The organism is Kitasatospora sp. NPDC097643, from assembly GCF_040302625.1.
GTDB lineage: Bacteria > Actinomycetota > Actinomycetes > Streptomycetales > Streptomycetaceae > Kitasatospora.
This window is the reverse complement of the sequence record NZ_JBEOSA010000023.1, coordinates 22,553-34,272: the sequence shown is the minus strand read 5'-3', so window position 1 is coordinate 34,272 and position 11,720 is coordinate 22,553. Positions and strand designations below refer to the sequence as shown.

At 73.8% G+C, this 11,720-nt stretch carries 10 protein-coding genes; 5 read left to right on the top strand and 5 right to left on the bottom strand.

The genetic code is table 11. The features are described from left to right. Positions 1-11: 11 nt before the first annotated feature. A complete protein-coding gene (locus ABTY15_RS16960) occupies positions 12-167 on the top strand; it encodes a hypothetical protein (RefSeq protein ID WP_350588823.1) in 156 nt (51 codons plus the stop codon). 31 nt (positions 168-198) lie between these two features. Here ABTY15_RS16960 and ABTY15_RS16955 read toward each other — a convergent pair whose 3' ends face one another. Beyond that, a complete protein-coding gene (locus ABTY15_RS16955; protein WP_350588822.1) occupies positions 199-1,374 on the bottom strand; it encodes a protein kinase domain-containing protein in 1,176 nt (391 codons plus the stop codon). A gap of 406 nt (positions 1,375-1,780) precedes the next feature. On the opposite strand from ABTY15_RS16955, the gene ABTY15_RS16950 reads away from it, so the two are divergent. Both ABTY15_RS16950 and ABTY15_RS16945 read left to right on the top strand, forming a co-directional pair. Next, positions 1,781-2,320, top strand: coding sequence for a hypothetical protein (locus ABTY15_RS16950; protein WP_350588819.1), 540 nt, complete (start codon positions 1,781-1,783; stop codon positions 2,318-2,320). Positions 2,321-2,436: 116 nt separating this feature from the next. Continuing rightward, positions 2,437-2,907, top strand: a complete 471-nt coding sequence (locus ABTY15_RS16945) for a hypothetical protein (protein WP_350588817.1) — start codon at positions 2,437-2,439, stop codon at positions 2,905-2,907. Positions 2,908-2,924: 17 nt separating this feature from the next. On the opposite strand, the gene ABTY15_RS16940 is transcribed toward ABTY15_RS16945, so the two are convergent. The 3 genes from ABTY15_RS16940 to ABTY15_RS16930 form a co-directional block, all read right to left on the bottom strand. After that, positions 2,925-4,505: an amidohydrolase gene (locus ABTY15_RS16940; RefSeq protein ID WP_350588816.1), complete on the bottom strand. Its 1,581-nt coding sequence runs from the start codon at positions 4,503-4,505 to the stop codon at positions 2,925-2,927. 408 nt (positions 4,506-4,913) lie between these two features. Continuing rightward, entirely contained in the window at positions 4,914-5,855 is a 942-nt protein-coding gene (locus tag ABTY15_RS16935) for a hypothetical protein (RefSeq protein ID WP_350588812.1), read from the bottom strand. 53 nt (positions 5,856-5,908) lie between these two features. Continuing rightward, positions 5,909-7,963 carry a protein kinase domain-containing protein gene (locus ABTY15_RS16930; RefSeq protein ID WP_350588810.1) on the bottom strand — a complete coding sequence of 685 codons (2,055 nt, stop codon included), beginning with the start codon at positions 7,961-7,963 and terminating at the stop codon, positions 5,909-5,911. Between the two features lie 341 nt (positions 7,964-8,304). Between ABTY15_RS16930 and ABTY15_RS16925 the strand changes: the two genes are divergently transcribed. Continuing rightward, positions 8,305-9,261: a GlxA family transcriptional regulator gene (locus ABTY15_RS16925; protein WP_350588809.1), complete on the top strand. Its 957-nt coding sequence runs from the start codon at positions 8,305-8,307 to the stop codon at positions 9,259-9,261. 144 nt (positions 9,262-9,405) lie between these two features. Continuing rightward, positions 9,406-10,404 carry a type I glyceraldehyde-3-phosphate dehydrogenase gene (gap, locus tag ABTY15_RS16920; RefSeq protein ID WP_350588808.1) on the top strand — a complete coding sequence of 333 codons (999 nt, stop codon included), beginning with the start codon at positions 9,406-9,408 and terminating at the stop codon, positions 10,402-10,404. An 88-nt stretch (positions 10,405-10,492) separates the two neighbouring features. On the opposite strand, the gene ABTY15_RS16915 is transcribed toward gap, so the two are convergent. Further along, entirely contained in the window at positions 10,493-11,710 is a 1,218-nt protein-coding gene (locus ABTY15_RS16915; protein ID WP_350588807.1) for an MFS transporter, read from the bottom strand. Between the last annotated feature and the right edge of the window lie 10 nt (positions 11,711-11,720).

Genomic DNA, 11,720 nt, shown 5'->3' with positions numbered 1-11,720 from the left:
TTGGAGGCCCGATGTTGCCGCTGTTCCCGCTGATCGCCGCCGCACTGACCCTGCCGCTCGTGCTCGGCGTGGTGCTGCCCGCCGTCTGGTCGCGGCAGCCCGCGCGCCGCACGGCCGCGCGGGCGGTGCTGCGGATGCTGCTCGATGCGGTGCGGCGCCGGGGGTGAGGGCCGCGCACGTGGCTCGCCCCGCTCTGCCCTACGCCCAGATGGCGATGATGGCGTCGCGGGTCCTGGCGTAGACGGTTCCCTCAGCCGTTGCCAGTTCCGGCACCACAAAGTTGGTGGGGAACCTCCATCGTGGCGTGCCGGCGTCGGCTCGGTCTGCGTGCGCTTGGGGCCGCTGAGGGAAACCGGTCTCCGTGGTCCTCCCGCGCAGACGGCGCCAGCCCCGGAGGGGTTCTTGGAGAGTTTCCGGCGGCAAGGGACCGGCTCCGGTTCCGGGGCCGGCCTGCGGCGCAGGGCGACCAGCCGGGCGGAGGGGAGCAGTGGCGGCATCGGCGGCAGGGACCTGATGCTGGACGAGCCGGGTGAGGGGCGGGGGGAGCCGGCTGTGGCGCGAAGTGGCGGGGCGTTCGGGGGTGTTGAGTTCGGCGAGGAGTTCCCTCGCCGTGGGCCGCCCGGCAGGGTCCTTGGCCAGGCAGCGCAGGAGCAGGGGGCGCAGGCTGCCGGGGACACCGCTGAGGTCCGGGGCTTCGTGGACGACCCGGTAGAGGACTTCCAGCGGGAGGCCTGTGCCGTAGGCGTGGGTGCCGGTCGTGGCGTAGACGAGGATCAGGCCGAAACAGAAGATGTCGCCGGCCGGGCTGACGGCGCCACCCATCGCCAGCTCGGGGGGAAGAAAGCCCGCGGAACCCACGACGTATCCGGTGCCGGTAAGAGCGGTGTCGTCCAGCGCGCGGGCGATGCCGAAGTCGATGACACGGGGGCCGTCGGCGGTGAGCAGGATGTTGGACGGCTTGAGGTCGCGGTGGACCAGGCCCGTGACGTGAATGGCGGTCAGCGCCTCGGCCAGCCCCGCGGCCAGCCCGTGCGCGTCGGTCACGGTGAGGGGCCCGTGGTCCCTGACAGCCTGTTCGAGCGAGGGGCCGGCCACGTACTCGGTGGCCAGCCAGGGCACCGGGGCGTGCGGGTCTGCGTCGACGACCGTGGCTGTCCAGAAGCCACCGACCCGGCGCATCGCGGCGACCTCCTGAGCAAACCGCCGCCGGAACTGGGGATCGTGCGCCAGGCTGTCGTGGACAACCTTCACCGCCACCAGCCGACCGCCGGGCGAGCGCCCCTGGAAGACCCGGCCCATGCCGCCCGTCCCCAGCCGTCCGAGGAGGACGAACTCCCCGATCTGATGCGGGTCCGTCTCTTCCAGCGCCTGCATGCATCCCTCCCCAAGTCGAGGAACCAGGTGCAGCCTTCGAGTTGCCCGCACCGTAATCCTCATAGCCCTCGCCACCGAACTACCCGTACCGATACGGGCCGACCCTCCTCGGCGACCAGCGCAGCGACCGAGCGGGTCTGCGAGATCCTGGAGGACCTCACCATCCTGATCCACGGCCGTCAGCCGACCGACCTCGAGGAACTGCGGCCGATTCACACCGCGCCGGGGGAGGCTCACCCGAGCTTCGTCAACGCGGCCCGCCACTCCCTCGCCCCGTCCCGACGACACCTGGACCGATCGCTCGGCGGCCCCTCGCCCTGGAGGGGCGTCGAGTCCTTCTACACCGACCTGACCGAAGCCTCGACCGAGCCTTGGCGGGACGGTCCGACTGAAAGGCAGGAACCTCATGGATCTCCCTTGGGGAACCCTCATATCCACCGCCGGCGGAGCGGCCGCGACCGTCCTGGGCATCCTCGTGGGCACCCTGGCCGGGCGCCGCAATGAATCCCGGCAATGGATACGCGATCGGAAGATCGCGGCGTACGAGCGCGTCCTCCAGAGCTTCGGCGCGGTCGAGATCGGCATGCGGCACGCCTACTGGGAGCAGCGTGCGCCGGAGGGGATCGACTGGGAGGAGTGGAACGCCGCCCTGGTGTCGGTCAGCCTGGTAGCCGATACCGAGGTGGGAGTGGCTGCGGAGCAACTCGGCACAGTCATCGGAGAGTTCAGCGCCTTCCCGTTCGGCGAGCCGAAGGACATGGCGATGCTCCGTCTCATTCACACGAAACTCGACGCCGCACAACGGGAGTTCGTCAACGCCGCCAGGCGATCGATCCACGCATCGGACGCGAGACCGGTCCCGTGGCGCTTGGGCGGTCCGCCGCCCTGGGGTGAGATCGAAGAGATCCATCAGCGGGACAACGACATCGGTCGCGTCATTCCGTGAACCACATCGGGCTCGGGGCGTCACGGGACATCCAGGGCGATGTGCGTACCGGTGTGGCGGGTTGGGAATAGTTTCCGGGGGGTCGTCGGAGTCGGCGGCGTCTTGGGGGAGGGGTTGTGTCGGCGCTGATTTTCGGCGTGATTGCGTCAGCGGCTGCGGTGTTCTCGGTGCTCTTCTCGGCGATGCAGATTCGCGAGTTGGGACGGCAGAGTGCGATCAACAACGGCATCGCGGCCGCTTCCGCGATTCACAGCAGTGTCGAGCGGCTGCACAATGTGGCGGGCCTGATTCATCATCAGCCGCGGCTCTACAAGTACTTCTTCGGGGGGAGTGCGGTGCCGGCGGGCGGTGAGGAGTGTGATCAGGTGATGATCCTTGCGACCATGTTCGCCGATGCGCTCGACTACGGTCTCATGATCAAGTCTCTGGCGCCCGGGGTCGGGACGTACGAGTGCTGGGACGACTACACCACGGGGATCCTTCGCTCCTCCCCGGCTGTGCGGTTGGTGGTCTCCCAGAACCCGACCTGGTGGCCTTCCCTGTCCGACCACGTGCAGCGGAATCCGGCAGCGTTCGTCGCCCCCTGAGTCGGAGTCCGTCCTGATCAGAGGCCGTCGGTGTGGACGACCGAGCCGGCGGCGACCGTGAGGCGGACACGGGCGTCTGCCACGGGCACCGTGCCGTCTGCGGTGAAGTCCGGGGCGAAGACGTCGGTGTCGAGCAGGACGAGGTCAGCACGGCGCCCGGGTGACAGGTCGCCGGCGAGATCGTCGTGGTTGACGTAGGCCGATCCCGAGGTGAAGGCGTCGAAGGCGTCGTCCAGGCTCAGGCGCTCCTCGGGGAGGAACGGAGCACTCGTGCGGTCATCGGGCGAGACCCTGGTCACCGCCACTTCGATCTGTTCGAGCGGGTTCGCCGTGGTGACCGCCCAGTCGCTGCCCATCGCGAGCCGGGCGCCGGAGGCGGCCAGACTGGCGAACGGGAACTGCAGGGCGCTGCGCTCCCGGCCCAGGTAGGGAATCGTCAGGCAGTCACGAGCGGGCGCGCTCTGTGCCCAGAACGCCTGGCAGTTCGCCACCACTCCCAGCTCCGCGAACCGCGGCCGATCGGCGGGCTGGACCACCTGGAGATGGGCGATGTGGTGCCGCCCCCTCGACGGTCCGTGCGCCGCCCGTGCGCGGGCGATCGCGTTCAGGCTGTCACGTACGGCTCGGTCGCCGATCGCGTGCAGGTGCACCTGGAACCCGTGCCGGTCCAGTGCGGTGACGGCGGACGCGAGCGACTCCGCGTCCAGGTAGGACATGCCGCGATTGCCGGTACGGCCACCACAGCCGTCCAGGTACGGATCGAGCAACGCGCCGGTGAAGTTCTCCAGGACCCCGTCGGCCATGATCTTCACCGAGGTCGGGTGGAAGCCCGAACCCAGCTGTCCCTGCGGTGCGGTGACGCCGAGACCGTGTTCCCGCCTGGCGAGGAGGTCGGTGATCTGGTCCTGGCCCCGGTGCCGGTCCCACCACAGTGCGCCCACGACTCGCGCGGTGAGCCGGCCCTCGGCGGCGAGCGTCTCGTAGGCGGCCTGGGTGGCCGGCGTCACCCACGCGTCCTGCCAGGCGGTGACGCCGAGACTGTGCAGGTGGTCCTGCGCGTTCAGGATCGAGGCTTCCCACTCGGCGCGGTCCGGCTGCGGGGCGATCTCCTCTGCGACCCGGTAGGCGGCACCTTCGTGCAGGGCGCCGGTCGGCTCGCCGGTCGCGGGGTCACGCTCGATCCGACCGTGCGGCGGGTCGGGGGAGTCCTTGGAGATCCCCGCCGCAGCCAGTGCGGCGGAGTTGAGCCATGCCGTGTGCAGGTCCTGGTTGAAGAGGAGGACCGGCCGCGCCGGAACGATTCGGTCCAGGTCCTCCTTCCTCGGCAGCCCGCGGGGAAAGTGCTCAAGTGCCCAGCCCCCGCCCAGCAGCCAGGGACGGGACGGGTGCGCAGCCGCGTAGGCGGCGATCGCGTCGAGGTACGCGCCTTGCCCGGCCAGGCCCTTGAGCGACAGCTGACGCCGGTCACGCCCCGCGAACGGCGCATGAACATGGCTGTCCTGGAAGCCCGGGACGACCAGGCCGCCTGCGAGCTCGATGACACGGGTGCGCGGGCCGACGAACTCGCGCAACCCGACCGGGGTGCGTGCGACAGCCATGACGAGACCGTCCCGGACCGCGATGGACCGGGCCCACCTTCCGCGGCTCACCCGAACGCGGGCTCCGGTCAGGACGAGATCGGCGAATCTGCTGGACACGACGGGACCCTTCTCCGGGTGGACGGGCGAACCGGCGTCCGACGCGTCGACCGCGCCGGGCGCAACCACCACTCTCCCAGGGGGGACATGGCAGACGGCAAGCGCGGCTCACCCCCCTCAACGCCGTCGAGCTCCTCGTCCCGCCGGACCCGCGCCGAGGGGAGTATCAGGGGTCTCGGTGGCGGCGGAGGTCTTGACGTCCCAGGAGGAGCGGATTCGACGACCAGCCCGGGGGGGGCATGGCCAGCGGCAGCGGCAGGGGCAGGGGCAGGGGCAGGGGCAGGGGCAGGGTCAGGGGCAGCGGCAGGGTCAGGGGCAGTGGTAGGGGAAGGAGGCGCCGGCGGTGCGGGTGGTGGGGGTGAGGAGTTGGAGGGTGGCGGTGGCCTGGAGGGAGCCCTGGCCGTCGAAGGTCCAGCGCAGGACCAGGTCGGTGTGGTGGACGCCGGGGTGGACCTCCTGGGTGAGCTCCTCCGAGGTGGTGCCGTCGCTGCGGAGCCAGCGGTAGTGGAGGGTGCCGGAGCCGCCGTTGGTCTCCACGCTGGCCGTGACCAGCGCGGTGCCGGCGCAGCCGGGGCCCGCGGGGTCGGTGGTCACGGTGACGGCGGTGACGGCCAGGGCCGGGGTGCGCAGCTGACGCCAGAACAGGAACGCGGCGAGGACGAGGAGGAGGACGGCCAGCGGGGCCAGCCACCGCCCCACCCGGCGTCGCCGGGGCGGGGCGGCCTCAGTCGACGCCTGACCGTGCCAGACGGCGGCGGCCCGCGGGGGGACGCCGGGACCGAAGCGGCGCAACTCGCCCGGGGCGAGGGGGCGTTCCTGCGGCGGGGTGGTGGCGGGGCCGGGCTCCGCCGCGGGCTCGTCGGGGTCGATGAGGGTGGTGGTCTCGCCCGGCTGGTCGGGGTCGACGAGGGTGGTGGTATCCCCCTCCTGGTGGGGGCCGGCGAGGGTGGTGGTCCCGTCGGGCTGCGGGGTGCCGCCCCAGGCGCGGGGGTCGAGGAAGGTCGCGCTCTCGGCCTCCTCGCCGGGGAGGCGGACCGTGGCGTCCGCGTCCGCGTCGGGCTGCGGGGTGCCGCCCCAGGCGCGGGGGTCGAGGAAGGTCGCGCTCTCGGCCTCCTCCCCGGAGAGGCGGACCGTGGCGTCCGCGTCCGGGGAGAGCCGGAGCGTCGCCTCGCCGGCGCCCGGGCCCGGGCCGAGGACGACGGTCTGCTCGGCGCCCGGGTCGGGGGCGGCGTCGGGGCGGGGCGTGGGCATGGGGTTCTCCCGGACGGGGTGGTGAGGGGCGAGGGGTCGGCGGGGGCGGCTGGTCAGCGGGGCGGGTCGCAGATGAACGCGGCCGTCTCCGCGGAGGTCTTGCCGGGCTTGGCCGCCGCCGGGGTGGTGGCGACGCGGACGCCCCAGGTCGGGAAGGTGTCGGCCGAGCCGAAGTCGTGCGAGCGGGTGACGGTGGCGGTGCCGTTCTGGATCGCCACGGTGTCGGTCGCGACGGTGACGGCGCGGCCGCCCGAGCTGTGGTACCAGCTGAGCGTCAGCGTCCCGGTGCCGCCGCCCTGGGCGGTCACCGTGACGGTGGCGGTCAGGCTCCAACGGCCGCTACAGGTCAGGGAGTCCAGGTTGATTGAGCCGACCGTGAGGGTGGCCGGGGCGACGGTCGGGCTCGGGCTGGGCGAGGCGGTGACGGGTGACGGCGCGGACGTGGCGGGAGCCGGTGCGGCCGGGGTGGGAGCGGCCGGCGCGGCGGGCGGCGGGGACGGCGGCCCGGCGGGGGTGGCCGGCGCCGGGGGCAGACCGGGGCCGGGCGGGGTCGGTGCCGCCGACCCGGTGGGCGCCTTGGCGGTCGGCCCGGCGGTGGGGCTGCCGCTGGGTGTGCCCGGGGTGGCCGAGGCGGACGGCGTGCCCGAGGGTGCGGCGGACAGGGTGGTCGAGGCGGACGGGGCGGACGGCGCCGGGGAGGCGCTGCCGCTCGGCTGCTGCGCGCCGAGGCTGGTGGTCGCCTCCGGGGAGGCCGCGCCGACGACCGTCCGGGCGTCCCCGTCGGTGGTGGCCCCCGCGACCGCCAGGCCGGCCAGCGTGGCCAGGGTGACGGCTCCGGCCGCGACGCCGACCAGGACCTTGCCGCGGCGGGCCGGGAGCCGGCGCAGGACGCCCCGGGCCGTACCGGCGCCGAGCGCGGCCGTACCGGTGCCGAGGGCGGCCAGATCGGCGCTGAGGGCGGCCCCGGGGGAGCCCGCGGCGGTCTGCGGGCCCAGCGAGGTGTGGGCCAGCGAGGTGCCGCCGGGGGCCGGACCGGTCACGCCGGGCAGCAGCGGCGCGAGCAGGGCGAGCAGCGCCAGCAGATCGAGGCGGCCGCGCTCCTCCCAGGCGGGCCCGTAGTCGGCCGTCGCGACCGCCTCCAGCTCGCGGACGAAGGCGGTCGCGCTGTCCGGGCGGGCACCCGGGTCCTTGGCCAGTCCCGCCAGGATCAGCGGCCGGACGGGGTCGGGAGCCAGTTCGGCGGGGATCGGCGCCTCGGTGTGCTGGACGGCGAGTTCGGCGATCGTGGTGCCGCCGTAGGGGCGGGCGCCGGTGAGGCACTCGAAGAAGGTGACGGTGGCCGCGTAGACGTCCCCGGCCGGGGACGCCGGGCGGCCCGCCCACTGCTCGGGCGGCATGTAGGCGGGGGTGCCGGAGACGTCGCGGTCGTCGCCGCTGGGCACCGCGATGCCGAAGTCGACGAGCTTGGAGACGCCCGTCGCGTCGACCAGCACGTTGGCGGGCTTGTAGTCGCGGTGCACCACGCCGGCCCCGTGGGCGGCGGCCAGGCCCAGCAGGGAGCCCTTCAGCACCACCAGGGCGGCCTCGGGGGTGGTGGCGCCCTCCGCGCGCAGCAGGTCGCGCAGGGCGATGCCGTCGACCAGCTCCATCACGATGGCCGAGCCCTGCGCGCCCTCCACGTACTCGTAGAGGCGGGTGATGTGCGGGGAGTCGATCCGGGCGAGCACCTCGGCCTCGGCGCGCAGTGCGGGCGTGCCGACGCGGTCGTGGAGGTACTTGATCGCGACGGGGGTGCCGGTCTCCCGGTGGTGGGCGAGGACGACCCGGCCGCTGGCGCCGGCGCCGAGTTCGCGCTCGTGGAGGTAGTCCGGGAGTTCCCAGGGGCGCGCGTCCTCGACCGGCGTCCGGTCGGCTTCCGCGCTGTCGGCCGGTGCGGCGTCGGCTTGCGCTGCGTCGGCCTGCGGAGCGTCGGCTTTCGCTGCGTCGGCCTGGGCTGCGTCGGCCTGCGCATCCTCGACCGCCCCAGTGGTGGTGGCCTCGCCCGTGGCGGTGGCGGGGGCCGTGCTGCCCCCGCCGGGTCTGTCGTCCTGCTGCGTCCGGTCGTCCATCGTCTGCCGCTCTCCCCGTTCCTGCCCGCTCGCCGTCCCTGGCGGCCCGCCGTCCGTCCCGGCGCGGCCTTGCGGCGCCGCACCCTACGACACGGCGACGGCCGGTGGCGACGCGGCCCGGAATCACCGGGTTCCGGGCCCTTCGGGGTGGCTGGTCCCGCTCCGGGTGATTCGCACAGCGTGCCAACCATTCGGGGGTACGTCCGGGTCACCGATGAGGGCCGACCGGGCGCGCGACCGGGCGCTGGCGATCGTCCGCCCGATGGCAGGATGCTTGCGGTAGGTGGCATCCGGGCCACCACAGCGGACGGGAGTGGAGAGCAGCAGTGGAGAGGGGTCCGATGGGGCGCGGTAGGCACCGGGTGGCCGTGCTGGTGCTGGAGGGTGCGAAGCCGCTGGACGTCGGCATTCCGGCGCAGGTGTTCTCCAGCCGGCCGAGCATGCCGTACGAGGTGCGGGTGTGCGGCGCGCAGCCCGGGCTGGTGGCGGGCGGCGACGGTCTGGCGTACCACGTGGCCGACGGGCTGGAGGCGCTGGCGTGGGCCGACACGGTGTTCGTGCCGGGGTACCGGGATCCGGCGGGCACCCGGCCGCCGGAGGAGGTCGTCCGGGCGCTGCTGGCCGCCCACCGGCGGGGGGCGCGGCTCGCGGCGATCTCGACGGGGGCGTTCGCGCTGGCGGCGACGGGGCTGCTCGACGGTCGGAAGGCGACGACCCACTGGCACTACACGAAAGCCCTCGCCGAGCAGCACCCGCTGGTGTCCGTGGACGAGAACGTGCTGTTCGTCGACGAGGGCGACGTGCTGACCTCGGCGGGCGCGGCCTCGGGGATCGACCTGTGTCTGCACCTGGTGCGGCGCGACCACGGCGTCGGGCTGTCCAACCACACGGCGCGGCGGCTGGTGGCCGCTCCGTACCGCAGCGGCGGGCAGGCGCAGTACGTGCCGCGCAGCGTGCCCGAGCCGCTGGGCGACCTGTTCGCGGGCACCCGGGAGTGGGCGCTGGCCCACCTGGCCGAGCCGCTGACGCTGGAGGGGCTGGCGCGGATCGCCCGGGTGTCGGAGCGGACGTTCTCGCGGCGGTTCGTGGAGGACACCGGGTACACGCCGATGCAGTGGGTGCTGCGGGCGCGGGTGGACCTGGCCCGCGAGCTGCTGGAGCGCACCGACCTCGGGGTCGAGCAGATCGCGGACCGGGTGGGGCTCGGGACGGGGGCCAACCTGCGCCTGCACTTCCAGCGGATCCTCGGGACCTCGCCGACGGAGTACCGGCACACGTTCGCGGCCCGGACGCCCTGATCACCCCGGGCGGCCCGAGGCGGCAGGCCAGCGGGCCCAGGGATTGGCGGGATCCTTGCGGGCCGTGTCGATCCGGCCCCTGTCGGGCCCCCTCCGCGGTGCCGAGGATGGGGGAGACGACGAACGGAACGAAGGGAACCACCCGTGACCCGCATCGCGATCAACGGTTTCGGCCGCATCGGACGCAACACCCTGCGCGCCCTGCTGGAGCGCGGCAGCGACCTCGAGGTGGTTGCCGTCAACGACCTCACCGCCCCGGACGCGCTCGCCCACCTGCTCAAGTTCGACAGCGCGCTCGGCCGCCTCGGCCGCCAGGTCTCCGTGGACGGCACCGACCTGGTGGTCGACGGCCGCCGCATCGCGGTGCTCGCCGAGCGCGACCCGGCCGACCTGCCGTGGGCGGAGCTGGGCGTGGACCTCGTGCTGGAGGCCACCGGGCGCTTCACCGCCGCCGATGCCGCCCGCGCCCACCTGGCCGCCGGCGCCCGGCGCGTGCTGGTGAGCGCCCCCTCCGACGGCGCCGACGTCACGCTGGCCTACGGCGTCAACACCGACGCCTACGACCCGGCCGAGCACCTGATCGTCTCCAACGCCTCGTGCACCACCAACGCGCTCGCCCCGCTGGCCTCCGTACTGGACGACCTGGCCGGCATCGAGCACGGCTTCATGACCACCGTCCACGCCTACACCCAGGAGCAGAACCTCCAGGACGGGCCGCATCGGGACATGCGCCGGGCCCGCGCCGCCGGGGTCAACATCGTGCCGACCACCACCGGCGCGGCGAAGGCGATCGGCCTGGTGCTGCCGAACCTGGACGGCAAGCTGTCGGGTGACTCCATCCGGGTACCCGTCCCGGTCGGCTCGCTGGTGGAGCTGAACACCACGGTCGCCCGCGAGGTGACCCTCGACCAGGTCCTGGACGCCTACCGCGGGGCCGCCGACGGCCGGCTCAAGGGCATCCTCGACTACGCGGACGAGCCGCTGGTCTCCTCCGACATCACCGGCCAGGCCGCCTCGTCGATCTTCGACGCCGCGCTCACCCGGGTCCACGGACGCCACGTCAAGGTCGTGGCCTGGTACGACAACGAGTGGGGCTTCTCCAACCGCGTCGTCGACACGCTGGAACTCCTCGCCCGCGGCTGAGCACCACCGGGCCCGGCGCCGTTCGTCCTGCCGGGCAAGGCGGAGGTGTGGGAGCAGCGACCTGCTCCCACACCTCACGCCTCACGGCTCACAGCTCGCGGATCTCACGCCTGGTCAGCGCGTACCCGAACGCGCCCAGCAGGCAGAGCCCGGTCGTCGCGAACACCCCCCGGCTCCCGAACGCGTCCACCGCCGCGCCGGCCGCGATCACCGAGAGCGGGAAGACCGCCAGCGCGCAGAAGGTGATGGCCGCCATGACCCGGGCCAGCAGCGCGGGCGGGGTGCTCTTCTGCACGCCGGTGACGACCAGGACGTTGGTCACCGTGCTGGCGCCGCCGGCCAGGCAGAGCAGCAGCACGGCGCCGACGAGGCCGGTGAACGGCACCAGGCCGATCGCCGCACCCATCACCAGGCCGGAGCGCATCGCCGTACGGCCCCGGGAGCGCACCTCGGTGAGGCCGGCCGCGAACAGGCCGCCGACCAGCGCACCGCCGGTGAACGCGGCCAGCAGCACGCCCAGCCCGACGGCACCGGCGTCGAAGCCGTGGGTGGCCAGGGTCGGCAGGGCGACCCGGGTGGCGCCGCCCACCGTCAGGTTCGCGATCACCGTCACCGTCAACACCGCGCGCAGCAGCGGCGATTCCCGCAGCAGGCCGCGGAAGTTCTTCGGTACGGAGGCACGTTCGGAGATCGGGCTGGGCGGTGCGACGGGGCTGCCGCGACCGATCAGCAGCAGCGTCGCCGCCGACACGGCGAAGGTCGCCGCGTCCAGGCCCAGTGCGGCGGCCGGGTCGAGCCAGGCGACCAGCGGGCCGGCCACCGCCGGACCGAGCAGACCGGCGCCGAAGGTGACCGTACTGTTCAGTGCGTTGCCCGCGTGCAGGTCCTCGGCGGGCAACAGGGTCGGGGTGATCGCCCAGGCGGCCGGCAGGAACACCCCCGCTCCTAGACCGACCAGCAGCGCGAGCCCGCCGATCAGCCAGAAGTCCGCCGCCCCGCCGGCGGCGACCGCGCACAGCCCGGCGGTGGCGAGCAGCCGGCCGAGGTCGGCGGTCAGCATCACCCGCCAGGCGCCGAACCGGTCGGCGAGCACCCCGCCGAGCGGGGTGGCGGCCAGCCGTCCCGCGCCGTAGGCGGCGACCACCAGGCTCAACTGGCGGGCGCCTCCGGCCAGGGAGTAGACCAGCAGCGGCAGGGCGACCACCTGGAACGCGTTGCCGAACTCCGAGGTGCCCTGCCCGATCACCAGCAGCCGGTAGCCGCGCGAGCGTAGTGGCGCGAGCCCGATCCGGGGGCGGAACCGCAATAACAGCCCC

Excerpts from the sequence above, each read along its gene's own strand:
- ABTY15_RS16940 (WP_350588816.1), bottom strand. The coding sequence starts at position 4,505 with ATGGCTGTCGCACGCACCCCGGTCGGGTTGCGCGAGTTCGTCGGCCCG.
- ABTY15_RS16935 (WP_350588812.1), bottom strand. The coding sequence starts at position 5,855 with ATGCCCACGCCCCGCCCCGACGCCGCCCCCGACCCGGGCGCCGAGCAG.
- ABTY15_RS16925 (WP_350588809.1), top strand. The coding sequence starts at position 8,305 with ATGGGGCGCGGTAGGCACCGGGTGGCCGTGCTGGTGCTGGAGGGTGCG.
- ABTY15_RS16950 (WP_350588819.1), top strand. The coding sequence starts at position 1,781 with ATGGATCTCCCTTGGGGAACCCTCATATCCACCGCCGGCGGAGCGGCC.
- ABTY15_RS16960 (WP_350588823.1), top strand. The coding sequence starts at position 12 with ATGTTGCCGCTGTTCCCGCTGATCGCCGCCGCACTGACCCTGCCGCTC.
- ABTY15_RS16955 (WP_350588822.1), bottom strand. The coding sequence starts at position 1,374 with ATGCAGGCGCTGGAAGAGACGGACCCGCATCAGATCGGGGAGTTCGTC.
- ABTY15_RS16930 (WP_350588810.1), bottom strand. The coding sequence starts at position 7,963 with ATGGACGACCGGACGCAGCAGGACGACAGACCCGGCGGGGGCAGCACG.